Source organism: Lentzea sp. NPDC058450 (assembly GCF_042721395.1).
Lineage (GTDB): Bacteria > Actinomycetota > Actinomycetes > Mycobacteriales > Pseudonocardiaceae > Lentzea.
Genome location: NZ_JBHXLO010000035.1, coordinates 71,463 through 93,215, shown reverse-complemented (window position 1 = coordinate 93,215; position 21,753 = coordinate 71,463). Strand labels below are relative to the sequence as shown.

The following is a 21,753-nucleotide window of genomic DNA, read 5'->3' as shown; positions in this document are numbered from 1 at the left end:
GGAGGTGTTGTGAGTGACACGTACGGCGAGTGCCTTTTGGCTCAATGAATCGGGAAAAGGGGAGGTTCGGCAGGTCACACTGGCCGAGCCCGGTCCCGGTGAGGTCGAGGTGCGCACGCTGTTCTCGGGGGTGAGCCGCGGCACGGAGACCCTCGTGTTCCGCGGTGGCGTGCCGGAGAACCAGCACGCGGCGATGCGGGCGCCGTTCCAGGAGGGCGACTTCCCGTGGCCGGTGAAGTACGGCTACCTCAACGTCGGTGTGGTCGAGACCGGTGACCTCAAAGGCCGCACGGTGTTCTGCCTCTATCCACATCAGACTCGTTACGTCGTCCCGGAAACGTCGGTCACGCTCGTGCCGGAGGCGGTTCCGGCCGAACGCGCGGTGCTGGCGGGCACCGTCGAAACCGCGGTGAACGCCGTGTGGGACGCACGGCCGTTGATCGGCGACCGGATCGCCGTGGTCGGTGGCGGCATGGTCGGATCGAGCATCGCGGCGGTGCTCGCGACGTTCCCCGGAGCCCGCGTCGAGCTCGTCGACGCCGACCCCGCCAGGGAGGAGGTCGCGCGCAAGCTCGGTGTCGGCTTCGCACTCCCGGGCAACGCCCTCGACGGATGCGATCTGGTGTTCCACGCGAGTGCGACCGAGGCCGGTCTCACCACCGCGCTGAACCTGCTCGCGCCGGAGGGCCGGGTGATCGAGCTGAGCTGGTACGGCGACCGGTCGATCTCCGTGCCGCTGGGCGAGTTCTTCCACTCGCGGCGGCTCACGATCCGCAGCAGCCAGGTCGGCGTGGTCGGCCGCCCGGACCGCACCTACGGCGAACGCATGGCCGTCGCGCTCGACCTGCTGGCCGACGCCAGGTTCGACGCGTTGATCACCGGCCACAGCCCGTTCGAGGAACTGCCCGAGGTCATGCCGAAGCTGGCCGACGGCGAGATTCCGGCGCTGTGCCACCGCATTGACTACGGTCAGGCCCATGTTTCCGAGTGACACCACCGTCGACGTGCGCGGTAAGCGCGTGGCCGTGCTCCCGGTCGGCAGCACCGAGCAGCACGGCCCGCACCTGCCGCTGGCGACGGACTCGGTGATCGCGTGGACCATCGCGTCCGAGATCGCGACGAGGTACCCCGAGGTGCGCCTGCTGCCGCCGATCCAGTTCTCGTGCTCGCAGGAGCACGCCGACTGGGCGGGGACCGTCAGCATCTCCGCGCGCACGTTGGTCTCAGTGGTCGGCGACATCGCGGAGTCCTTGCGGCGCACCGGGGTCGAGCACGTCGTGCTGGTCAACGGCCACGGAGGCAACTACGTGCTGTCGAACGTCGTGCAGGAGGGTGAGGGGCTGGCGCTCTTCCCCGGCCGGGACGACTGGGCGTTCGCGCGGGAGAAGGCCGGCATCGAGACCTCGGCGTACAGCGACATGCACGCGGGTGAGCTGGAGACCTCGATCCTGCTGCACGCCCACCCCGATCTGATCCGTCCTGGCTACGAAACCGCTGACCACCTGGCGGAGGACCGGCGGCACATGCTCACCCTGGGTCTGGCGCCGTACACGTCCTCCGGCGTCATCGGGCGTCCCTCGCTCGCGTCAGCGCGCAAGGGCGAGCTCCTGCTCGCGGGACTGGCCGACTCGTTCCGCCACTACCTCGACCTGTTCGGTCTTGGCACGGCGTGACAGGAAGAGCACGACCGCGCCGGGCAGTGCGGCGATGAGCGCCAGCACGCCGTAGACGATGCCCGTGGTGAAGCCCTGCGCGGCGCCCAGACCGGCGGCCCCGAACGCCACCGCGAGGAACGCCTCGCGCGGGCCGAACCCGCCGATGTTGACCGGGATCGCCATGATCAGCAGCGCCAGCACGACGACCGGCGCGAGCTGCGTGACCGTGGCGTCCGACCCGGCGGCGCGGGCGGCCACCAGGAACATCGCCACGTACCCGGCGACCGTCGCGGCCGACAGTCCGATGACCGCGGGCCACGTCTTGAACGACAGCAGCCTGATGCCGTCGGCCAGGGTGTTGACCAGCGCCTTCCGCACCGGGCGGATGTTCCAGCCGACCACGACGGCGAGCGCCAGACCGGCGAGGATCGCGGCGACGGTGGTGCCGCTGAGCGTGAGGTCGAGGCCGGGCGCGGGGTGCGTGAGCAGCACCGCGAGCCCGATCCCGATGAGCACGACCTGGCCCGCCATGCGCTCGAAGAACACGGCGCGCACGCCCCGTCCGACGTCGCCGGACTCACGGCCGTGGTTCACCGCGCGGTGCACGTCGCCGAGCACGCCGGCGGGCAGCACGGCGTTGACGAGCTGGGCGCGGTAGTAGTCGCTGACCGCGGTCTTCATGGTCAGCGGCAGGCCGAGGCGGCGCGCGACGAGGACCCAGCGACCCGCGCTGAGCACCGTCGTCACGAGCCCGATCGCCAGCGCGGCGGTGACGGAGAACGCGTCGATCGCGCGCAGTCCGTCGAGGAAGGCACCCGTGCCCAGGCGAACGCCCAGCGCCACGAGGATGCCCACCGCCAGCAGGAGGCGAAGCCACGGCCAGAACTTCTTCATCACACAGCTCCCGGTAGTGCCAGCAGGTCGACGTGGTGGACCACCGCGGAGGCTGTTGACCTGCGGCGCAGGTACTCGGAGGCCTCGGAGGCGAGTGCGGGTTCCTGCTCCACCGCGGCGCCGACCCAGCCCTTCAGCCATTCCTGCTGAAGCGCGTCGCCGTGCATGCGCCAGGGGCTCTGAGCCGTTCGAACCGAAGCGCCTGCCGCTGCGAATGCCTCTTCAGCAGCGGCCGGAGCGTCCGGTCCGAGCAGACGGCGCCCGTCCACGACGCGGCGCTGGTGAGCGTTGAACGCGTCCTGGAAGGCGGCGTCGAGCGGCTCGGCCGGTTCGATGTCGATCCGGCCTGCCACCGAGAGCGTGAACAGTGCGGGCACATGTGCTTCTACGCATGCAACCGCCAGAGCGTTCATCTCGTCAGTAGTGAGCAAGTCGAGCAGCGCTGAGCAAGTGACCAGGTCAGCACCCGCGAGGTCAGCGGCCTTCAGGGACGTGAGGTCGCCCTCACGCGTTTCGACGGTGACGTTCGGCAGCGCGCTCATGCTGGCCTCCGCCAGCCCGAGCAGCCGGGGGTCGCGGTCGTGCAGCACCCAGTGCTGTACGCCGCCGAGCCTCCCGGCGAGCCATCGTCCCATCGATCCCGTGCCACAACCGAGGTCACGGATCGTCAGGGGGTTTCGGTTCACCAGAGTTTCGCGGACGGTCTCCGCGAGGTCGGTGGAGCGCGCCTGTGCGTCGGCGTTTTCCCGCAGTGCCAGCCATTCCGGGGCGAAGGTCATGGCCGGAGCGTAGCCAGCACCCTCCGCAGGTCCTCTGTGGATTCGTCCCAAGTGGACAGAACGGCCCGCCTTGCGAGCGCCCTGGACCGCAGTTCGGCCCTCAGATCCTGATCTTGAAACCAGCCTGTCAGTGCAGCTTCCAATGCATTTTCGTCCCCGGCCGGAATGAGCAGCCCGCCGTCTCCGAGCGCGTCCGGAACGGAGCTCGCGATGACCGGCAGACCGTGCGCGAGGGCCTCGGTGACGACCATGCCGTACGTCTCGGCGCGCGAGGCCAGCACGAAGAGGTCAGCGCTGGCATATGCGCTGGTCAGGGCCTCGCCGGCGAGTGGCCCGGGGAAGCTGACGCGGTCGTCGCGCGGGAGCTCGCGCAGGAACGGCCGGTGCGGGCCGACGCACGTCAGCCGCCAGTCCCGTTCGATCCGCCGCAACGCCCTGACCAGCAGGTCGTGGCCTTTGCGGGGTGTGATGGACGCGACGCAGAGCAGGTGGTGGACGCCGTCCGTGCCGTGCGCGAGCGGGGCCGGATCGGTGCCGGGAACGACGACGTGGACGTGGTCGAGCCCGTGCCTCTCGGCGATGTTCCGGGCGGCCGTCGGACTCGTCGCGATGACCGCGCTCGCGGCCCGCAGGACCTGCCCCTCCCTGTCGTTCAGGAGGGCGGCGGCGGCGGGGTCGAGCCCGGTCTCGTCGGCCAGCGGCAGGTGGACGAGGACCGCGATCTTCAGGCGTCTGGTGTGAGGGACCACGACTTCGGGTAGTCCGCAGCTCACGAGACCGTCGAGGAGCACGACGTCTCCGTGCGGAATCGCCGCAAGCGCTTGCTCCAACGCGGTGGGGTCGGCTGGACGCGGCCAGTCACCAGCGACGGTCAGACGGGTCATGCCGGCGCTCACGCGCAGGTCGTAGACGTTGCCGCCGCTGGGACTGCCCGGATCCTCGACGTCAGCCGGAAGGACGAAGTGCACGTTCGTAACCGGCCCACGCCACGTGTGACTCGTGGAGTGTGACGGCGATCGCATCGATCCCGTGAGCGCCCTCACCGAGAGCGCCCTCCGCGATCTTGTCCGCCAGCTGGTCGGCGATGTGCTTCGCGAGCCATTCCGTGGACGTGTTGATGCCTGCGAACTGGGGTTCTTCGTCCAGGTTGCGGTAGTTGAAAACGGCCAGGACCTTGTTCAGCTCCTGGGTCGCGAGTCCGATGTCGACGACGATGTTGTCCGAATCGAGCTCAGTCCGTTTGAACGTTGCGTCCACCAGGAACGTTGCTCCATGCAGACGTTGTGCTGGACCGAAGACCTCGCCGCGGAAACTGTGCGCGATCATCACGTGATCGCGGACGGTGATGCTGAACAGGATGACCTCCGCTGTGCGGTCGGGTTACGGTGCGACCTCCATCCGAGCGTAGCTGCACGTTCGGAAGGCGCCAGGTGACTAAGGGGACCGTAGATGTTCGAACAGGCCTTCAGTGACGAAGACGTGGCGGAGTCCGACCTGGTGACCCGCCGTGGCACCTTCCGCGCAGTCGCGTTCCGCGCGGACGGTCACGAGCACATGGCGCTTGTTTACGGCAAAACGAAGCTGCGCGAGAACGTCCTCGTGCGCATCCACTCCGAGTGCATGACGGGCGACATCTTCGCGGCGATGCGGTGCGAGTGCGGCGAGCAGCTCGACGCGGCGTTGAACACCATCGTGCGTGAGGGCAGCGGCATCCTCGTGTACCTGCGCGGGCACGAAGGCCGCGGCATCGGGCTGGTGGCGAAAATCCGGACGCACGTGCTCCAGGACGAGGGACTGGACACGTTGGACTCGGCGACCTCGCTCGGCCTGCCCGTCGACGTCCGCGACTACACGCCGGCAGCGCGCGTGCTGAAGCATCTGCGCGTGCAGTCCGTACGGCTGATGTCCAACAACCCCGACAAGATCGCCGCGTTGGAGTCCAACGGCATTCCGGTGACAGCGCGCGTACCGTCGTTGATGACGCCGAACCAGCACAACATCGCGTACCTGACGGCCAAGCGCGACCGGCTCGGTCACGATCTGCCACAGGTCGACTCCTTCACGTTGCCGCACGCAGCCGACCGTTGATTCGGGGGCGCGCTGAGCACAGAATGTGCCGATGCTGGCGCTGCGTGCTGCGCGTGCGTTCGACGGTGAGAGGTCGATCGCCGGCCCCGTCACGGTCGTCACCGAGAACGGGAAGATCAAGGCCGTCGAGCAGGGTCATCCCGACGTCGCCGGTGCCGAGGTGGTCGACCTCGGCACCGCCACCGTCCTACCGGGACTGATCGACACCCACGCCCACCTCTGCGGGGACAACAGCGTCGACGCCCTCGACCGCCTGCCGTCGTTCACGCCGGAGCACCTGGACGAGGTGATCGAGGACGGCCTCGCCCGCCACCTCAGGGCGGGCGTCACCACCGTGCGTGACCTCGGTGACCGCGCCTGGGCCGTGACGGACCAGCGCGACCGCCACCGGCAGCGCGTCCTCGCGTCCGGGCCTCCCATCACGAGCCCTCGCGGCCACTGCTGGTCGATGGGCGGGGAGGCGGCGGGCGACGAGGCACTCCGCCGTGCCGTGCGCGAGCGGGCGGAGCACCGGGTCGACATCGTCAAGATCATGGCGAGCGGTGGGTTCGCCACCCCCGGCACGATCGTCGACGACTGCCAGTTCACCGAGCACGAACTGCGCGTGGTGGTCGAGGAAGCCCACTCGCTGGGCCTCCCGGTGACCGCCCACGCCCACAGCCTCACGGCCGTGCAGCACGCCGTGGCCGCGGGTGTCGACGGCATCGAGCACTGCACCTGCCTGTCCGGCGGAGCCATGGTGATCCCCGTCGAACTGATGGACGCGCTGGCGGAGGCCGACATCGCCGTCTGCCACACGCTCGGGTCGACCGTCGCCCCGCCTCCCCACATCAGGGAAGCGTTCGAACGGGTGGGGATGAGCATCGCCGCGAAGATCGCCGCGGTCGGCCGCATGTTCGACCACGGCGTGCGCACCGTCTCCGGCACCGACGGCGGCATCGGCCCTGGCAAGGCACACGGGATCTCGGCCCACGCCCTCGGCAACATGGTCGACGCGGGCATGCCCAACGCCGCGGTGCTCGCGAGCGCCACGAGTCAGGCAGCGCGGGCGTTGAGCGTGAGCAAGGGAATGCTGCGACCTGGCTGGGACGCCGATGTGATCGCCGTGCGAGGAGATCCCATGCGGGACATCACGGCGTTGCACCACGTGGAGACCGTGGTGATCGGTGGTCAGATCGCGACGACCGTCTTGCCGACCGACCGTCGCGAGTAGACGTGGTCCACCGCGTTCAGCGCTTCTGAGAGCGGGAAGACCTTGTCCACGGCGGGGGTGAGCTCGCCTGCCTCGACGAGCACGCGCAGCTCGTCGAAGACGTCGGCGCGTTCCGCCGACATCAGCGGGACGAGCTTCCTGGAGGAGAACAGGTTCAGCACCGGCGCGGCCATCATCTTGTGGAAGCCGCCGGTGATCTTTCCGCCGGTCTCCGCGCCCACGAGCACGATCCGGCCGCGGTCGTTGGTCGCCTTGCGCAGCAGGGAGAACGGCCTGGCGCCGCCGCAGTCGAGGATCAGGTCGTACGTGCCGGTGAAGTCCGCGACCGTGTAGTCGAAGACCTCGTCGGCGCCCAGGTTCCTGGCCAGCTCGACCTTGCGTGTGCTGCACACCGCCGTTACGTGCGCACCCATCGCTTTCGCGATCTGCACGCCGTACGACCCGACTCCCCCGCCCGCGCCGAGCACCAGAACTCGTTGCCCCTGCTGGACTCCGCGCAGGCCTTGCAGCGCCGTTCCACCGGAGATCGGCAGCGCGGCGGCCTCGGAGAACGAGAGGTTCTGCGGTTTGCGGGCGAGCCGCGCGGCCGGAGCGACGGCGTATTCGGCGAACGACCCCTCGCACGTGCCGAACACCTCGTCGCCGACGGCGAACTCCGTCACGCCGGGCCCGATCTCCTTCACGACACCGGCGACGTCGCGTCCCGGCACGATCGACTTGGGCGCACGGAACCCGAAACCGAGGATCCGCAACAGGTACGGCCTGCCGGTGAGGATGTGCCAGACGCCCATGTCGACGCCCGCCGCCCGCACCTCCAGCAGAACCTCACCCTTCCCAGGCACAGGCACATCGAGGTCACCGAGCACCGCCGATCCGTATCTTCGTTGCACGACAGCCTTCACAGCTCTTCCTCCTCCGGGTACTGGAACACGTCTTCGAGCGACACCTTGAACACCCGCGCGATCTTGAAGGCCACCTCCAGCGAGGGCGAGTACTTGCCCTGCTCGATGGCGATCAACGTCTGCCGCGTCACGCCGATGGCCGTGGCGAGGTCGGCCTGCTTCATCTCGTCGTGCGCGAACCGCAGCGCTCGGATGGAGTTCGTGACTTTCGTGGGCTTCACAGCATTCCTCGCCGGTAGAGCGCGATCTTCGCCATCGACCCGATCACCGCGGACAGCACGAAGCACAGGTAGAGGACGTTGGCGATCCAGAAGTAGGGCGCCTCGAACATCGCGAGAGCCATCGCGGAGATGCCACCGATGACGACGAACGACTGCCCGACGTGGTCGGCGACCCGGGCGATCTCCTGATCCCGTTCGTCGGCCTGCAGCCCGTCGTTGCGCGAGGCGATGCCGAACCAGATGCCCGACACGATGCCGGCGACGATCCCGAACAGGATCGTCCACAGCAGCGCGCCGATGTAAGGCGCGTCACTCAACGCGCCGCCCGCTCTTCCAGTCAGGACAAGCACGACGTACACGCCATAACCGACCAGGGCGATGACCGCCAAGGCCCACGCCCGCTTCTCCTCGAACGCCATGGTCCCGCTCCTGATGTCAAAGAAACCTGACATCACCAAGGTAAAGCGAACCAGACACCGTGTCAAACATCTTTGACTCAGCCGCCTCCGGCCCGCGCGTCCGGATGGCGGTCGACTACCTCCGATCGGACCCATTAGCGTGCGGCGCATGCTCCGTCCGATCCTTGTTGCGTGCGCGCTTGCCCTCACGGCCTGCGGCCACGCAGTGACGGCGGAGCCACCCGCCGCCGCGCGCACGCAGCCCCCGTCGCACACCCCGGCCGCCGCACCCCTGGTCGCGACGCCCGAGGTCTGCCCGCTGCCCGACAGCGGCTTCGAGTGCGACTTCCAGAAGCGCCTGAAGGCGGCGGTCGACTACGCCGAGACCAGGCCAGGATCGGTCGGCTTCGTCCTGCGCGACCGCAAGACGGGCGCGGTCTGGCGCAACACCCACGCCGGCGAGATGACGTGGACCGCCTCCACCATCAAGCTCGCCATGGTCGTGAACCTGCTTGAACGCCACCGCACCGGCGCCATCAAGCTCACCACCGACGACCGCCGCCTGATGACCGCCATGCTGCACAGCTCGGACGACAACGCGGCCGACACGCTGTGGAAGCGCTACGGCGGCGCCACCTTCAACGCGGCGTTCGGCAAGTACGGCATGACGGGCCTGGTCCCGCAGCGCGGCTACTCCTCGGCGTTCCCCTACTGGGGCTTCGAGAAGTGCACGGCCGACGACCTCGACCGCCTGATCAACTACGTCCTCGACAAGGTGCCCGCCGAAGACCGCGACTACATCACCGGCCAGATGCGCCAGGTGGGCCCCGAACAGCAGTGGGGCGTCTGGGGACCGGACGCCGGCGCGAAGAACGGCTGGTCCGAGGAAGACGGCGGCTGGGTGATGAACTCGGTCGGCTTCGTGGGCGCCGACGCCCGCTACACGCTGGCCATCATGAACAACCTCAAGGGCGAGGGCGCCTACGACGAGGGCCGCGCCACGGACACGGAGATCACCCGCATCCTGTTCCGCTAGGTCTCAGCCGCCCCACACCCGCATCCTGTTCCGCTAGGCCTCGGCCGCCCCACACCCGCCACCTGCTGCACGCAACTGATCTCCGCAGGCGCTTCAGCCAGTGCACAAGCCGCCGACCTCGCCCACACAGCTGGTCTCCGCGGGCACCTTCAGCCAGCCCACACCTGCCGGCCCCGACCGCACTCAGCCAGCCCGCACACCCGCCATCCGCGAGCGCCCCGCTGGCCCACCACCCGCCAACCCTGGCCGAACCCGCTAGCCGGCGCACCCGCCATCAGGAAGCGCACCCGCCGCCCCCACACACCCGCTGGCCCGACACCCGTCAACCGCAGTCACACCCGCTGGTCGGCACACGTGCCAACCGCGCGCATCCCCTGCCCCGCACACCCCGCCGTCCTCAGGCACACACCCCGCTGGCCCGACATACCTGTCAACCGCGGTCGCACCCGCTGGCAGTCACACGCGCTACCGCGCATCCCCAGCCCCGCACACCCGCCGTCCACAGGCACACACCCGCAGACCCGGCACACCGCTGACCGCGCGCATCCCTACCCCTGCCCTGCCGCCAACCGCAGCCCCGCCAACCGCGCGCATCCCCAGGGCCGCACCCCCGAACTCCCCTGCGCCGCCCCGTCTCATCCGCGGCGGGCGGGCTCGATCGTCCACTCAGGACCCGAGCGACTCCCACAGGCAGAGCACCGAACCCTCGCTGTCCTTGACGTACTGCGAGAACCCGAACTCCCCCACCTGTTCCTTCGTGTTCAGCAGCTCGCCACCGGCCGCCACGACCCGGCCCGCCGCCTCGTCGACGCTGTCCACGTCGATGATCAGCACCGGCCCGCGCACGAACTCGGTGCGCGGCGAGATCCCGCCGTCCGCGTCCTGCACGTCCACGGGCTCACCACTGGCGTTGACCAGGACGTAGTCGAACGGCAACTCCTGCGCCGACCACCCGAACACGTCGCGGTAGAACGCCGTGGCCCGCGCGAGGTCGTCCGCCGGCACCTCGAACTTGACCCGCCTCATCGCGCGAGGTCCGGCACCTGGGCGATGAGCTCCTCGGGCGCCGACAACCGCCACGCCTCGAACACGAGCTCGTTCACCTCGTCGGCCTCGACACCTTCGAGGTACACCACGACCCAGCCGAACCCGCCCGCCGTGAACTGCACCTCGAACACGTCGGGCCGTTCCGCCACCAGAGCCAGCTGCTCGGACAACGTCTGCTTCAACCCGACCGTCTGCGTGCGCGGCCAGTAGTACCCGAACACCTTGCCGCGCACGCGGAACGTGTCGTGCTGCTGCCCGGAGGACCGCGTCGCCTCGGCGAGCCCGTCCACGATCTTGAAGAGCTGTTTGTTCGTCGTCGCCACTACCGACCCCCAAAGCCGAAGGCAGAAAGTATAAATCCGGCTTTCAGGACGTGTGAGCGGCAATCCTCCTCACATGATCGGCAACCAGTGCGGCGTGCGACAACGGCGTGCCGAGGTCCTCGACGTCACCGTTGGTCGTGTAGTCGAGCAGCACGACGTCGGCGGTCTCGGCCAGCTCGCGCAACCGAGCCACCTCCGCCGCCAGCCGGTGCTCCAGAACCCAGCGGTACGCCGGTAAGTAGATCTCCAGCCGGGCCGTCCGGTAGTCGAGCAACCCCTCGCCGCCGAGCCCCGCGCGGTGCCCGCGCACCGGCCCGAAGCGGCGAACCGTGCGCTTCAGACCCTTCATCGAGGTGACCGCGAGCTTCGACGGGTCGACGTCAGCGCTCTCGAAGACTTTCAGCGCCTGCCAAAGACCTTCGACGGACTCGCTCGTCACGCCCGGCGACAACGGCACCGGGATCTGGCCGTGCGGGTAGAACGGGCTGAAGCGCACCCACGGGTCGGGGCCGCGGGAGGTCACGTCGATGACCACCGCGCCGGGGCGCTGCACCTTGCGACGCTTGCTCGCGACTTCGATCGGCATGGGTCGAGGATGACAGGAGGGTCTGACAATTTTCGGCGGTGCGCGGCCGCCTAGGCTCTGCGGGCATGGAGAACCCGGCGCAGAACCCGTACGACGCGATCGAGCGGCACGTCGAGGAGCACTTCGGGCCGATCGAGTTCGTGTTCCACGCGGTGCCGTCGACCGGGGTGCACGTGCTGGTGGCAGGCCCCACGGAGGAACGTCCCTTCCGGACCCTGGTCACCGAGGGCATGAGCGACCGGCCGATGAAGGTGCCGGACGGGGTGAGCCCGTTCGCGGAGCTGCTGCTGTGCCTGCCGGTGGACTGGCCGATCGAGGACCTCGCCGCGGACGACTCCTGGCCCGTGCACCTGATCAAGTACCTGGCCGCGTTCCCGCACGAGAACGACACCTGGCTCGGTGCGTGGCACCTGCTGCCCAACGGCGATCCCGCGGTGCCTTACGCGCCGAACACGCCGTTCGCGGGCATGGTGATCACGCCGGTGCTGAGGACCAGTGCCGCAGGACGGGAGATCGACGGCGACCAGGCGAAGATCGACCTGCTCGCCGTGATCCCGTTGCACCCGGCCGAGATCCGGCTCAAGGCCGAGCAGGGGGCGTCGGCTCTCATCGCGGCGTTCGACCGTGCCGGAGTCAGCGAACTGGTTGATCCAGCGCGACCTTCGTCGGTGTGACTCGGCTGCGCTGGGTCAGCACCACGCAGACGAGCACGACGGCCGCAGTCGCGAGGGCGGGCCAGCCGACCGGTTCGCTCAGCACCAGAGCCGACCACAGCAGCGTCAGAACGGGCTGGGCGAGCTGGATCTGGCCGATCTTGGCGACGCCGCCCGCGGCCAGACCCGCGTACCAGGCGAAGAAGCCCAGGAACATCGAGATCAGGGCCACGTAAGCGAAACTGAGCCACACGACGGTGTCGGCGCGCGAGAAGTCCGCTGTGTACAAGGAGACCGGGATGGTCACCGGCAGCGAGACGACCAGTGCCCAGCAGACCGTGCGTGCACCTCCCAGCTCACGGGCGAGCGCGCCGCCCTCCGCGTAACCCAGGCCGCACAGCACGACGGCGACCAGCAGGTAAGCGTCGGCCAGGCTCAGCGAACCGGAGAACCCGCCGCCGGTGGCCACGAACGCGAGCACCGCGAGCAGTCCGGCACCGCTGGCGAGCCAGAACGCGAGGGGCGGGCGTTCCCCCGCGCGCACGACGGCCCAGATCGCCGTGGACATCGGCAGCACGGCGATCACGACGGCGCCGTGGGCCGAGGTCTGCGTGGTGAGGGCCAGGGACGTGAAGAGCGGGAAGCCGATCACGATGCCGAGAGCGACGACGAGCAGGCGGCGGACCTGCGTTACCGACGGCCACGGCGCTCGCGATAACGCCAGGTAGCCGATCGCCAGGAGACCGGCGACGAACGCGCGTCCGAACGCGACGAACCACGCGTCCAGCCCTGCCACTGCCAGCCGGGTCGCGGGCAGGGAGAAGCTGAAACCCAGCACGCCGAGCGCGCCGAGTGTTACCCCCGCTGGCACGATAACGTTACTCTTGGCTCTCATGAATGAGGATAACGCAGCCCTCCGCGTTATCGAGGACCTGCGAGCAACGGCACGTGCCGGACGTGCCGGCGACCGGATGCCCTCGGTGCGCGACCTGATGGCACGGCACCGCGCCTCGCCCGCGACGGTCCAGCAGGCCATCCAGCGCGTCGCCGCGGAAGGCCTCGTCGAGGTGCGGCCCGGCCGGGGCAGCTACGTCGCCCAGCGCGCCACGACGACGAGCCACGACCTCTCGTGGCAGGCCGTCGCACTCGGCGAGGGCAGGCCCGGCGAGGACCTCGTGGCGAACCTCGTCGCCGTGCCCAAGCCCGAGGCCATCCCGTTGACCAGCGGCTACCTCGACCCCGACCTGCAACCGACGGACGCGCTCGGCGCCGCGCTCAGCCGCGCCGCGCGCCGCCCGGCGAGCTGGGGACGCGTGCCGGTCGAGGGCAAGGAGGAGTTGCGCGCCTGGTTCGCCAAGGAGGCGGGCGGCGAACTCAGGGCAGGCGACATCACGGTCTGCGCGGGTGCCCAGGAAGCACTCGCGACAGTGTTCCGCGGCCTCGGCGAACGCGGCGACGCCGTGCTCGTCGAGTCACCCACCTACCTAGGCGCGATCGCGGCCGCACGCGACGCGGGGCTCAAGGTCGTCCCCGTGCCCGCCGACCAGGACGGCGTGCGCCCCGACCTGCTCCAGGCCGCGTTCGAACGCACCGGCGCGAAGGTCTTCTACTGCCAGCCGTTGCACGCGAACCCGCACGGCGCCGTGCTGTCCGACGAACGCCGCACGGAGGTCATGCGGATCGTCCGCAGGGCAGGCGCGTTCCTGGTCGAGGACGACTGGGCGCGCGGCTTCACGATCGACGGCACCGCCCCGCCGACGCTCGTCTCGCAGGACACCGACGGCCACGTCGTCTACGTCCGCTCGCTCACCAAGGTCGCCGCACCCGGTCTGCGCGTCGCCGCGATCGGTGCCCGCGGCCCTGCGGGCACGAGACTCAAGAACACCCGGTCCCGACAGGACCTGTACGTCGCCGGGCCGTTGCAGGAGGCGGCGATCGACTTCGTGACCTCCCCCGTCTGGCGGCGGCACCTGCGCACGCTCCAGCAGGCCTTGAGGTCCAGGCGGGACGCTCTGGCGCGCGCGGTCGCCGAGCACCTGCCGGAGTTCGAGATCGCCAGGTCCACCGGCGGCCTGCACCTGTGGGCGACGTTGCCGGACGGAGTGGACGATCTCGAACTGACGACGGCCGCCGCGGCACGCGATGTCGTCGTCGTTCCGGGACGGTCGTGGTTCGCCGCTGAACCACCGGGCGACTTTCTTCGTTTGACGTATGGCGGCGCACCGGAACACGTGCTCGCAGAAGGAGTTCGGCGTCTCGCCCACGCCGTGTCCACTGTGCGGAGATGACCACATCGGGTGAACTGCATCGTTCGTTAACTTGACTCAGTCCAGAAAAGACGGCAGGGTGGCTCCCGTGCCCACGGCTTCCGATTTCGAGCGTCTGTTGCGTGGAGCGTCGCTTCGGGTGACGGCTCCGCGGATAGCGGTGCTGTCCGCGGTGCACTCTCACCCGCACGCCGACACGGACTCGATCATCGGCGTCGTGCGTCAGAACCTCGGCGCGGTCTCCCACCAGGCCGTGTACGACGTGCTCCGCGCGCTGACCGGAGCCGGCCTGCTGCGGAAGATCGAACCCCAGGGCTCGGTCGCCCGCTACGAGGCGCGCGTCGGGGACAACCACCACCACGTCGTCTGCAGATCCTGCGGCGCCATCGCCGACGTCGACTGCGCGGTCGGCCACGCGCCATGCCTGGACGCATCCGACGACCACGGGTTCGTCATCGACGAGGCCGAGGTCATCTACTGGGGCTCCTGCCCCGAGTGCACGACCGCCGCGAAAAGTTCCTGAACACCCGGAAGGATTCCCGTGTCCGACAGCACTGACGCCAAGCTGAGCGAGCTGAACGTGGAGGAGGCCGGCGGCTGCCCGGTCGCGCATGGTCGTATCAGCCACCCCAGCGAGGGCGGCAGCAACCGAGACTGGTGGCCCAACCAGCTCAACCTCCGGATCCTCCGCAAGCACCCCGTCCAGGCCGACCCGTTCGGCGGCGAGTTCGACTACGGCAAGGCGTTCCAGAGCGTCGACCTCGACGAGCTGGCGCGCGACGTCGACGCCGTCCTGACCGAGTCGAAGGACTGGTGGCCCGCCGACTTCGGCCACTACGGCCCGTTCATGATCCGCATGGCGTGGCACAGCGCGGGCACCTACCGCACCCACGACGGCCGCGGTGGCGCCGGCGCGGGCATGCAGCGCTTCGCGCCGCTCAACAGCTGGCCGGACAACGGCAACCTGGACAAGGCCCGTCGTCTGCTGTGGCCGGTCAAGAAGAAGTGGGGCAAGAGCGTCTCCTGGGCCGACCTCATGATCTTCACGGGCAACCGCGCCCTGGAGACCATGGGCTTCGAGACCTTCGGCTTCGCCGGTGGCCGCGCGGACGTGTGGGAGCCGGACGAGGACGTTTACTGGGGCCCGGAGACCACGTGGCTCGGTGGCGACGCCCGCTACAGCGGTGAGCGCGACCTGGAGTCGCCGCTCGCGGCCGTCCAGATGGGTCTGATCTACGTCAACCCCGAGGGCCCGAACGGCACCCCGGACCCGCTGGCCGCGGCCCGCGACATCCGCGAGACGTTCGGCCGCATGGGCATGAACGACGAGGAGACCGTCGCCCTCATCGCCGGCGGCCACACCTTCGGCAAGGCGCACGGCGCCGGTGACCCGGACCTGGTCGGCGCGGAGCCCGAGGGCGCCGCGATCGACGCGCAGGGCTTCGGCTGGATCAGCACGCACGGCTCCGGCAAGGGCCGCGACGCCATCACCTCCGGCCTGGAGGTGACCTGGACGCAGCAGCCCACCAAGTGGACGAACCTGTTCTTCAAGAACCTGTTCGAGTTCGAGTGGGAGCTCACCAAGTCCCCGGCGGGCGCGCACCAGTGGAGGCCGAAGGACGGCGCGGGCGCCAACACCGTGCCCGACCCCGAGGACGGCACGCTCAACCGCACGCCGGAGATGCTGACGACCGACCTCGCGCTGCGCATCGACCCGGTCTACGAGCCGATCTCGCGCCGCTTCGCGGAGGACCACGCGGCGTTCTCCGACGCGTTCGCGCGTGCGTGGTTCAAGCTGACCCACCGCGACATGGGCCCGATCCAGCGCTACCTCGGCGCGCAGGTGCCGCAGGAGGAGCTGATTTGGCAGGACCGCCTGCCGGTCGTCGACCACGAGGTCGTCTCCGCTGACGACGTGGCGGCGCTCAAGGCCAAGATCCTCGAGTCGGGCCTCTCGGTCTCGCAGCTCGTCAAGACCGCGTGGGCCTCGGCCTCGTCGTTCCGCCAGAGCGACAAGCGCGGTGGCGCCAACGGCGCCCGCCTCCGCCTCGAGCCGCAGCGCGGCTGGGAGGTCAACGAGCCCGACCAGCTCGCCCAGGTCCTGCGCACGCTGGAAGGCGTGCAGGAGGCCTTCAACGCGGCGCAGTCCGGCGGCAAGAAGGTCTCGCTGGCCGACCTGATCGTCCTCGGCGGTGCCGCGGCGATCGAGCAGGCCGCCAAGGCCGCGGGCCACGACGTCGACGTGCCGTTCCTCGCGGGCCGCGCCGACGCCACCCAGGAGCATACGGACGCCGAGTCGTTCGCCGTCCTGGAGCCCACGGTCGACGGCTTCCGCAACTACCGCGGCAAGGGCCACCCGCTCCCCTCGGAGTACCTGCTCGTCGACAAGGCGAACCTGCTCGGTCTCTCCGCTCCGGAGCTGACCGCGCTGGTCGGCGGCCTGCGCGTGCTCGGCGCCAACCACGGTGGTTCGGCGGCGGGCGTGCTCACGGCCAAGCCGGAGACGCTGACCAACGACTTCTTCGTGAACCTGCTCGACATGGACACGGAGTGGAAGTCGGTCACCGAGGACCAGGAGAACTTCGAGGGCCGCGACCGCGCCACCGGCGCAGTCCGCTGGACCGCGACCCGCAACGACCTGGTGTTCGGCTCGAACTCCGAGCTCCGCGCCGTCGCCGAGGTCTACGCGAGTGACGACGCCTCCGCGAAGTTCGTCCAGGACTTCGTCGCGGCGTGGAACAAGGTCATGAACGCGGACCGCTACGACGTCTGATCCAGCTCCATCCCGGTACCCCAGGCCACTCCCCCGGCCTGGGGTACCGTCGTCTTCATGGGGGTGCGCATCGCGGGCACGGCTCTGCCCACGCGCGAACAGGTGTCGTTCGTCGTGTCCGGCGACCGCCTGCGCGCCGAACCGTCCACTCAGGACTCCGACTGGTGGCTGCTCCCCGGTCTGGTGGACGTGCACTCGCACGCGGGCATGGAACAACCGGGCGACGCCTACTCGCACCCCTTGTTCCGCCGCCACATGCTCGACCACCGCGCCGCGGGCGTCCTGACCGTACGCTCCCCCGGCTCGCCCGACCCGGACCGCACCCGTCCCGACGATCCGGACCTCCCCCGCCTCGTACGCGCCGGCGCCTGGCTCGCCACCCCGGGCCGCTTCTTCCCCGGCTACGGCCGCCGAGTGGCCGAGGCAGACCTGGTCACCGCCGCCGTGGAAGAGGCCGCGACGGGCTGGTGCAAGGTCATCGGCGACTGGATGCCCGACGATCCCCCGGTACCGCTGGACGTGCTGACCGACGTCGTCTCGGCCGTGCACGCCATCGGCGCCCGAGTAGCCGTCCACTGCCAGACGGAGGAGGGCTGCCGCAACGCCGTCCTGGCGGGCGCCGACAGCCTCGAACACGGTATGCACCTCGACCACTCCCTCCTTCCTCAGATGGCAGCCCAGGGCACCGCCCTGGTACCGACCTTCACGACGTTCGCCAAGATCAGCGCCGGAATCCCGGACACCGCCGACCCCCGCCTCCGCGACTGGCTCCTCACCGGCTGGGACCACGCCTTCCCGACCGTCCGCGCCGCTCACGAGGCCGGCGTGACCGTGCTGGCGGGCACCGACGACAAGCCGTGCGGCGAGGTAGCGGGCGAGATCGCCTGGCTGATCAAGGCCGGCCTCCCGGTGGAGGCGGCCATCGGCGCCGGCTCGTGGACCGCACGGGAGTGGCTCGGCCTGCCGGGCCTGGTCGACGGCGGGTTGGCCGACGTGGTCGCCTACGACGCGGACCCGGTGCAGGACCCGTCGGTGCTGACGCGGCCGAGCCGGATCATCCTGCGCGGCAAGGTCATCGGCTGATGCGCGGTAACACCTCCGTCGACTCCGGGTCGCCCTTGCTGCGGTTGCGCAGGCGGGTGACCACGAACAGCGTCGTCGCCAGGGCCACTGCGGCGATCACCAGCTTCTGGAAGACGCCCGCGTAGGACTCGACTCGGTGCCAGTTCTCGCCCAGCTGGTAGCCGGCGACCACGAAGACCGTGTTCCAGATCAGGCTGCCCAGGGTGGTGAGCACCAGGAATTTCGGGAAGTTCATCCGCTCCACGCCCGCGGGTAAGGAGATGAAGCTGCGGAACAGCGGAATCATTCGGCCCAAGAACACCGCTTTTGTGCCGTGGCGGGTGAACCAGGCTTCGGCTTTGTCGAAGTCGGTGACGCGGACCAGGGGAATGCGAGCGACGAGGGCTCGGGTTCTGGTGCGGCCCAGGAGCATGCCCGCCAGGTAGACGATGACGGCTCCGGCCACCGAGCCCAGGGTGGTCCAGAAGAGCGCCGCGGGCAGGCTGAACACGCCTTTGCTCGCGGAGAAGCCCGCCAGCGGGAGCACTAGTTCGCTCGGGATGGGCGGGAAGAGGTTGTCCAGGCCGACCACCACTGCGGCGCCCACGCCTCCCAGCGACTCCATCAGCGAGACGGCCCATTCAGCCAGCATTGTTTTCCCCTCGGACGGTGGTGAGATCTGTCGGGATTCACGCTAGGAACGGGGAAGGGCGGCGACCATGAGGTTGTCCGTCGAGAATCGTGAGGGAAGCCGCAGGGCAATACTGTGGTAAACCGCAATGCCAGGGCGCTGGCGGGCCAGTACGGTGGCGAATGTGCATCAGGAAGGGCAGCTCAGTGCGGGTTCGTTGGTGCGGCGCTGGTTCCAGGTGCTCCTCGGGCTCACGATCGGGTCCGTGACCGGGATGGCCGGGCTCGTGGCCGCGGCAGCCGATGTCGGCGTGGTCAGGCTGACCGAGTACGAGCTGGGCAGGATCGAGCGTTTCGACCAGGCGGCGCACACGAATCCCTTGACGCGGAAGGGATGCCGCAGATATCTCGCGGTGCGATGGCTGGTCGGTGCGCTCGGCGCCGGCGTGATCTGCATGCTGGCGTTCTGGTACTTCGTCGCCGGCTCGATGGTGTCGGCCTGGCTTCTAGGAGGTGATTGGGCGTTCATCGAGGAAGACGACCGCGTCTCGCTGGGACTGATCCTGCTGGTCCTGGTGCCGGGCGTGCTGGTCATCTTCGTGACGACGGTCGGCGTCATGGGCGTGGCAGCGCTGGACAGGTGGCTCGCCACGGCGCTGCTCGGGACGAGTCAGCAGACGTTGTTGCGGCAGCGCGTCGCCGAGCTGACGAGCACCAGGGCCGAGGTCATCGAGGCGATCGACGACGAACGGCGGCGCATCGAGCGCGACCTGCACGACGGAGTTCAGCAGCGTCTCGTCGCGCTGGCCATGCTGATCGGCCGGGCCAGGCGGACGAAGGACGAGGACCACCTGCAGGAGTTGTTGCAGCAGGCGCAAGACACCGCGGGCGAGGCGATTGACGAGCTGCGCGAGGTCGCGACGCGGGTCTACCCGGCAGTGCTGGACGACTCCGGTCTGGAGGCGGCGCTGGAGGTATTGGCGGAACGGGCGAGCGTGCGCGTCGACATCAGCACCGAGCTGACCAAGGCGCCGGGCAAGGCGCTGGAGGCGGTGATCTACTTCGTGGCGTCCGAGGCCGTCACCAACGCGGCCAAGCACGCCGATCCGTCGGTGGTCGAGATCTCCGTGTGGTCGAGCAGGTCCGAGGTCGCCGTCCTGGTGAAGGACGACGGGGTCGGCGGCGCGGATCGCACCGGGTCCGGGTTGTCCGGGCTCGCCAGGAGGGTCAAGGCGGTGGACGGTGCGCTCGACGTGCTCAGTCCGGTCGGCGGTCCCACCATGATCTGCGCGAGGCTGCCATGCGCGTGATCCTGGCCGAGGACTCGACGTTGTTGCGTGAAGGCCTGATCCGGTTGCTGGCCGAGGAGGGGCACGAGGTCGTGGCCGCCGTCGGCACGGCACCGGAGCTGCTCAGGGCCACCGGGGAACACCGGCCGGACATCGTGGTCACCGACGTCCGGATGCCACCCGATCACAAGGACGACGGCATGCGGGCCGCGCTCGAGATCCGCGAGCGGTGGCCTGAGGTCAGCGTGCTGGTGCTGTCGCAGTACATCGAGAACCGTTACGCCACCGAGCTGATCACCAGCACCGGCGGCAAGGTCGGCTACCTGCTCAAGGACAGGGTCGCGCAGGTGGACGAGTTCCTGGAGGCCCTGGAGAGGGTCGCGTCCGGTGGCGCGGCGTTCGACCCCGAGGTCGTGCGCAGGCTGCTGTCCAGAACGACGCACGTCGACCCGCTCGAAACCCTGACAGCGCGAGAGAAGGAGGTCCTGGAACTGATGGCGCAAGGGCTCACCAACGCCCGCATCTCCACCCAGCTGCACATCTCGCAGAGCGCCGCCGAGAAGCACATCAACGCGATCTTCGACAAGCTCGGGCTCTCCGGGTCGTCGGGCATGAGCCGCCGGGTGCTGGCGGTGGTCCGGTACCTGGGCAGCTGAGAGGTGCCGACGAGCTGATGAGCGTCGAGGAGTTGCTCGCGATGCCGGGCACGGAACTCGCCCGCGGGCTGTTCAACGATGCTGTTGTGCTGCACGGAGAGTGGGTCGCGCGCTTCCCACGCCACAGCCTTGCCGACGCACGACGGCGGGCGCGGGCGCTGCGGTTGATCTCCGGGCTGGACCTGCCGTTCGCGGTGCCGGAGGTCATCGGGGACCGGCTGGACCTGCCGCTCGGTGAGGCCCACGTCGTGATCTCGTACGTGCCGGGCGAAGAGTCGGCGACGGCGAGCGCCGAGGCAGTCCGCGAGGTGCTCGACGCGCTCGAGAGCGTCGAGACGAGCGACGAACTCGTTGCGGTGCTGGACGAACCGCTGCACCACGCCGGCGGCAGGGCGGTAGCGGAGTCGATCACCGAGCTCGTGTTCCCGTTGCTGACCGACGACGAACGCGACCAGGCTTCCCTGGTGCTGCACCGTTTCGCGGAGCTGCCGGCGGCGACGGGTTTCGTGCACGGCGACCTGGCGCCGGTGAACCTGCGCTGGCGCAACGGAAAGGTCAGCGGGATCATCGACTGGGACTTCGCCTGCGCCGGTGACCCGGCCCTCGACGCTGCGGCGTTCGCGAACTACGGCTGGCCGTTGGTGCGGCGCGTGCGGCCCGACCTGTACGAGCGGGCGCTCACGCACGCGGCGATGTTCCCGTTGACGGGCGCGGTGTCCGCGCTCCGGCAGGGCGGCGACCCGGCGAGGTTCCTCGCCTGGTTCCGCCGCCGTTGCTCGGTGCGCGAACACCCGCCTCTCGGCTAGCTACTGCCAGGACGCCGGGATGAAGACGTCGAAGCTGCGGTCGGAGAGCCCCAGGTGGTCGCGCCTGGTGACGATGGCGCACGTCACCTGAGCGCAGTCCAGGTTGCCGCCTGCCTGCTTGACGTGGATCTGCGCGGTGAACGAGCCGTTCGCCGCGATGGGGCTGGTGCCTCCGGGCAGGTTGGTGACCCACGCCGACGGGCCCACGCCCGTACCGCCCTGTCCGTCGCCGCCGAGGCAGGGAGTGGGTGCAGCGCCGTAGCTGTAGTCGTCGGGCACCTGACACAACGCCACGTAGTAGCCCTTGGCCGGGTCATAGCCGGTGCCGGTGACCGTGATCGTCTCGCCGGCCACGACCAGGTCGGTGGCGTTGGAGGCGCTCAGGGTGTGGCCGTTGGGGGGCGCGGTGGCCGCCCAGGCCCCGGCCGGGCCGGCGGGGGGCTCTTATAAACATAACCGAGCCCCCGACGACATC

Annotated in this window: 26 protein-coding genes; 13 read left to right on the top strand and 13 right to left on the bottom strand. The window is 69.6% G+C overall.

Going from position 1 to position 21,753, the window contains the following annotated elements; all coding sequences use genetic code 11:
* Window positions 1-13 precede the first annotated feature (13 nt).
* A complete protein-coding gene (locus ACFWNN_RS37880; RefSeq protein WP_382444775.1) occupies window positions 14-991 on the top strand; it encodes a zinc-binding alcohol dehydrogenase in 978 nt (325 codons plus the stop codon).
* The gene (locus ACFWNN_RS37875; protein ID WP_382444774.1) at window positions 978-1,673 is read left to right on the top strand and encodes a creatininase family protein; all 696 of its coding nucleotides are present in this window, start codon (window positions 978-980) and stop codon (window positions 1,671-1,673) included. Before ACFWNN_RS37880 ends, ACFWNN_RS37875 begins: the two co-directional genes overlap by 14 nt.
* Here the strand turns inward: ACFWNN_RS37875 and ACFWNN_RS37870 are convergent.
* From ACFWNN_RS37870 to ACFWNN_RS37855, 4 genes are read right to left on the bottom strand one after another with little or no spacing between them, the layout of a single operon-like run.
* The gene (locus ACFWNN_RS37870) at window positions 1,587-2,549 is read right to left on the bottom strand and encodes a YbhN family protein (RefSeq protein WP_382444773.1); all 963 of its coding nucleotides are present in this window, start codon (window positions 2,547-2,549) and stop codon (window positions 1,587-1,589) included. The genes ACFWNN_RS37875 and ACFWNN_RS37870 overlap by 87 nt on opposite strands.
* Complete coding sequence (locus tag ACFWNN_RS37865) at window positions 2,549-3,328, bottom strand: class I SAM-dependent methyltransferase (RefSeq protein ID WP_382444772.1); 780 nt, start codon at window positions 3,326-3,328, stop codon at window positions 2,549-2,551. Before ACFWNN_RS37865 ends, ACFWNN_RS37870 begins: the two co-directional genes overlap by 1 nt.
* Complete coding sequence (locus tag ACFWNN_RS37860) at window positions 3,325-4,296, bottom strand: glycosyltransferase family 4 protein (RefSeq protein WP_382444771.1); 972 nt, start codon at window positions 4,294-4,296, stop codon at window positions 3,325-3,327. Before ACFWNN_RS37860 ends, ACFWNN_RS37865 begins: the two co-directional genes overlap by 4 nt.
* Entirely contained in the window at window positions 4,274-4,684 is a 411-nt protein-coding gene (locus ACFWNN_RS37855; RefSeq protein WP_285638686.1) for a 6-carboxytetrahydropterin synthase, read from the bottom strand. The genes ACFWNN_RS37860 and ACFWNN_RS37855 overlap by 23 nt, the downstream gene beginning before the upstream one ends.
* Before the next feature lie 93 nt (window positions 4,685-4,777).
* On the opposite strand from ACFWNN_RS37855, the gene ribA reads away from it, so the two are divergent.
* Together ribA and ACFWNN_RS37845 are read left to right on the top strand one after the other, a co-directional pair.
* Window positions 4,778-5,416: a GTP cyclohydrolase II gene (gene ribA / locus ACFWNN_RS37850; protein ID WP_382444770.1), complete on the top strand. Its 639-nt coding sequence runs from the start codon at window positions 4,778-4,780 to the stop codon at window positions 5,414-5,416.
* 31 nt (window positions 5,417-5,447) lie between these two features.
* Window positions 5,448-6,629: an amidohydrolase family protein gene (locus tag ACFWNN_RS37845; protein WP_382444769.1), complete on the top strand. Its 1,182-nt coding sequence runs from the start codon at window positions 5,448-5,450 to the stop codon at window positions 6,627-6,629.
* On the opposite strand, the gene ACFWNN_RS37840 is transcribed toward ACFWNN_RS37845, so the two are convergent.
* The 3 genes from ACFWNN_RS37840 to ACFWNN_RS37830 are packed head-to-tail and all read right to left on the bottom strand — an operon-like array spanning window position 6,587 to window position 8,171.
* Entirely contained in the window at window positions 6,587-7,531 is a 945-nt protein-coding gene (locus ACFWNN_RS37840) for an NAD(P)-dependent alcohol dehydrogenase (RefSeq protein ID WP_382444768.1), read from the bottom strand. The genes ACFWNN_RS37845 and ACFWNN_RS37840 overlap by 43 nt on opposite strands.
* Window positions 7,528-7,695: a helix-turn-helix transcriptional regulator gene (locus tag ACFWNN_RS37835; RefSeq protein WP_330278231.1), complete on the bottom strand. Its 168-nt coding sequence runs from the start codon at window positions 7,693-7,695 to the stop codon at window positions 7,528-7,530. The genes ACFWNN_RS37840 and ACFWNN_RS37835 overlap by 4 nt, the downstream gene beginning before the upstream one ends.
* A gap of 53 nt (window positions 7,696-7,748) precedes the next feature.
* Complete coding sequence (locus tag ACFWNN_RS37830; protein WP_382444767.1) at window positions 7,749-8,171, bottom strand: hypothetical protein; 423 nt, start codon at window positions 8,169-8,171, stop codon at window positions 7,749-7,751.
* A gap of 148 nt (window positions 8,172-8,319) precedes the next feature.
* Between ACFWNN_RS37830 and ACFWNN_RS37825 the strand changes: the two genes are divergently transcribed.
* Window positions 8,320-9,186 carry a tat pathway signal sequence gene (locus ACFWNN_RS37825; protein WP_382444766.1) on the top strand — a complete coding sequence of 289 codons (867 nt, stop codon included), beginning with the start codon at window positions 8,320-8,322 and terminating at the stop codon, window positions 9,184-9,186.
* Window positions 9,187-9,852: 666 nt separating this feature from the next.
* Here the strand turns inward: ACFWNN_RS37825 and ACFWNN_RS37820 are convergent.
* Genes ACFWNN_RS37820 through ACFWNN_RS37810 form a run of 3 tightly spaced genes read right to left on the bottom strand, consistent with a single transcriptional unit; the run spans window position 9,853 to window position 11,142 of the window.
* On the bottom strand, window positions 9,853-10,212 hold the full coding sequence (locus tag ACFWNN_RS37820) for a VOC family protein (RefSeq protein WP_382444765.1): 360 nt from the start codon (window positions 10,210-10,212) through the stop codon (window positions 9,853-9,855).
* Window positions 10,209-10,556: an MmcQ/YjbR family DNA-binding protein gene (locus ACFWNN_RS37815; RefSeq protein WP_382444764.1), complete on the bottom strand. Its 348-nt coding sequence runs from the start codon at window positions 10,554-10,556 to the stop codon at window positions 10,209-10,211. Before ACFWNN_RS37815 ends, ACFWNN_RS37820 begins: the two co-directional genes overlap by 4 nt.
* Before the next feature lie 43 nt (window positions 10,557-10,599).
* Window positions 10,600-11,142 (bottom strand): DUF6939 family protein, encoded by a 543-nt coding sequence (locus tag ACFWNN_RS37810; RefSeq protein ID WP_382444763.1) that lies wholly within the window; start codon window positions 11,140-11,142, stop codon window positions 10,600-10,602.
* A gap of 65 nt (window positions 11,143-11,207) precedes the next feature.
* Here ACFWNN_RS37810 and ACFWNN_RS37805 point away from each other — a divergent pair, with 65 nt between their 5' ends.
* On the top strand, window positions 11,208-11,816 hold the full coding sequence (locus ACFWNN_RS37805; protein ID WP_382444762.1) for a suppressor of fused domain protein: 609 nt from the start codon (window positions 11,208-11,210) through the stop codon (window positions 11,814-11,816).
* Here ACFWNN_RS37805 and ACFWNN_RS37800 read toward each other — a convergent pair.
* Window positions 11,776-12,666 (bottom strand): DMT family transporter, encoded by an 891-nt coding sequence (locus ACFWNN_RS37800; protein WP_382444761.1) that lies wholly within the window; start codon window positions 12,664-12,666, stop codon window positions 11,776-11,778. The genes ACFWNN_RS37805 and ACFWNN_RS37800 overlap by 41 nt on opposite strands.
* Window positions 12,667-12,688: 22 nt before the next feature.
* Here ACFWNN_RS37800 and ACFWNN_RS37795 point away from each other — a divergent pair, with 22 nt between their 5' ends.
* The 4 genes from ACFWNN_RS37795 (at window position 12,689) to ACFWNN_RS37780 (ending at window position 17,918) form a co-directional block, all read left to right on the top strand.
* Entirely contained in the window at window positions 12,689-14,083 is a 1,395-nt protein-coding gene (locus ACFWNN_RS37795; RefSeq protein ID WP_382444760.1) for a PLP-dependent aminotransferase family protein, read from the top strand.
* Between the two features lie 67 nt (window positions 14,084-14,150).
* Complete coding sequence (locus ACFWNN_RS37790; protein WP_090068208.1) at window positions 14,151-14,585, top strand: Fur family transcriptional regulator; 435 nt, start codon at window positions 14,151-14,153, stop codon at window positions 14,583-14,585.
* Between the two features lie 18 nt (window positions 14,586-14,603).
* Window positions 14,604-16,835, top strand: coding sequence for a catalase/peroxidase HPI (gene katG, locus ACFWNN_RS37785; protein WP_382444759.1), 2,232 nt, complete (start codon window positions 14,604-14,606; stop codon window positions 16,833-16,835).
* 57 nt (window positions 16,836-16,892) lie between these two features.
* Entirely contained in the window at window positions 16,893-17,918 is a 1,026-nt protein-coding gene (locus ACFWNN_RS37780) for an amidohydrolase family protein (protein ID WP_382444758.1), read from the top strand.
* On the opposite strand, the gene ACFWNN_RS37775 is transcribed toward ACFWNN_RS37780, so the two are convergent.
* Window positions 17,908-18,549, bottom strand: coding sequence for a DedA family protein (locus tag ACFWNN_RS37775; RefSeq protein ID WP_382444757.1), 642 nt, complete (start codon window positions 18,547-18,549; stop codon window positions 17,908-17,910). The genes ACFWNN_RS37780 and ACFWNN_RS37775 overlap by 11 nt on opposite strands.
* 163 nt (window positions 18,550-18,712) lie before the next feature.
* Between ACFWNN_RS37775 and ACFWNN_RS37770 the strand changes: the two genes are divergently transcribed.
* Genes ACFWNN_RS37770 through ACFWNN_RS37760 form a run of 3 tightly spaced genes read left to right on the top strand, consistent with a single transcriptional unit; the run spans window position 18,713 to window position 21,278 of the window.
* Window positions 18,713-19,837 carry a sensor histidine kinase gene (locus tag ACFWNN_RS37770; RefSeq protein ID WP_382444756.1) on the top strand — a complete coding sequence of 375 codons (1,125 nt, stop codon included), beginning with the start codon at window positions 18,713-18,715 and terminating at the stop codon, window positions 19,835-19,837.
* The gene (locus ACFWNN_RS37765; RefSeq protein WP_382444755.1) at window positions 19,828-20,472 is read left to right on the top strand and encodes a response regulator; all 645 of its coding nucleotides are present in this window, start codon (window positions 19,828-19,830) and stop codon (window positions 20,470-20,472) included. The genes ACFWNN_RS37770 and ACFWNN_RS37765 overlap by 10 nt, the downstream gene beginning before the upstream one ends.
* A 17-nt stretch (window positions 20,473-20,489) precedes the next feature.
* On the top strand, window positions 20,490-21,278 hold the full coding sequence (locus tag ACFWNN_RS37760; RefSeq protein WP_382444754.1) for a phosphotransferase: 789 nt from the start codon (window positions 20,490-20,492) through the stop codon (window positions 21,276-21,278).
* On the opposite strand, the gene ACFWNN_RS37755 is transcribed toward ACFWNN_RS37760, so the two are convergent.
* Window positions 21,279-21,632 (bottom strand): hypothetical protein, encoded by a 354-nt coding sequence (locus tag ACFWNN_RS37755; protein WP_382444753.1) that lies wholly within the window; start codon window positions 21,630-21,632, stop codon window positions 21,279-21,281. It abuts the gene before it with no gap.
* Window positions 21,633-21,753: the final 121 nt, after the last annotated feature.

Excerpts from the sequence above, each read along its gene's own strand:
- ACFWNN_RS37875 (WP_382444774.1), top strand. The coding sequence starts at position 978 with ATGTTTCCGAGTGACACCACCGTCGACGTGCGCGGTAAGCGCGTGGCC.
- ACFWNN_RS37870 (WP_382444773.1), bottom strand. The coding sequence starts at position 2,549 with ATGAAGAAGTTCTGGCCGTGGCTTCGCCTCCTGCTGGCGGTGGGCATC.
- ACFWNN_RS37865 (WP_382444772.1), bottom strand. The coding sequence starts at position 3,328 with ATGACCTTCGCCCCGGAATGGCTGGCACTGCGGGAAAACGCCGACGCA.
- ribA (WP_382444770.1), top strand. The coding sequence starts at position 4,778 with ATGTTCGAACAGGCCTTCAGTGACGAAGACGTGGCGGAGTCCGACCTG.
- ACFWNN_RS37845 (WP_382444769.1), top strand. The coding sequence starts at position 5,448 with ATGCTGGCGCTGCGTGCTGCGCGTGCGTTCGACGGTGAGAGGTCGATC.
- ACFWNN_RS37835 (WP_330278231.1), bottom strand. The coding sequence starts at position 7,695 with ATGAAGCAGGCCGACCTCGCCACGGCCATCGGCGTGACGCGGCAGACG.
- ACFWNN_RS37830 (WP_382444767.1), bottom strand. The coding sequence starts at position 8,171 with ATGGCGTTCGAGGAGAAGCGGGCGTGGGCCTTGGCGGTCATCGCCCTG.
- ACFWNN_RS37825 (WP_382444766.1), top strand. The coding sequence starts at position 8,320 with ATGCTCCGTCCGATCCTTGTTGCGTGCGCGCTTGCCCTCACGGCCTGC.
- ACFWNN_RS37820 (WP_382444765.1), bottom strand. The coding sequence starts at position 10,212 with ATGAGGCGGGTCAAGTTCGAGGTGCCGGCGGACGACCTCGCGCGGGCC.
- ACFWNN_RS37810 (WP_382444763.1), bottom strand. The coding sequence starts at position 11,142 with ATGCCGATCGAAGTCGCGAGCAAGCGTCGCAAGGTGCAGCGCCCCGGC.
- ACFWNN_RS37805 (WP_382444762.1), top strand. The coding sequence starts at position 11,208 with ATGGAGAACCCGGCGCAGAACCCGTACGACGCGATCGAGCGGCACGTC.
- ACFWNN_RS37795 (WP_382444760.1), top strand. The coding sequence starts at position 12,689 with ATGAATGAGGATAACGCAGCCCTCCGCGTTATCGAGGACCTGCGAGCA.
- ACFWNN_RS37780 (WP_382444758.1), top strand. The coding sequence starts at position 16,893 with ATGGGGGTGCGCATCGCGGGCACGGCTCTGCCCACGCGCGAACAGGTG.
- ACFWNN_RS37775 (WP_382444757.1), bottom strand. The coding sequence starts at position 18,549 with ATGCTGGCTGAATGGGCCGTCTCGCTGATGGAGTCGCTGGGAGGCGTG.
- ACFWNN_RS37765 (WP_382444755.1), top strand. The coding sequence starts at position 19,828 with ATGCGCGTGATCCTGGCCGAGGACTCGACGTTGTTGCGTGAAGGCCTG.
- ACFWNN_RS37760 (WP_382444754.1), top strand. The coding sequence starts at position 20,490 with ATGAGCGTCGAGGAGTTGCTCGCGATGCCGGGCACGGAACTCGCCCGC.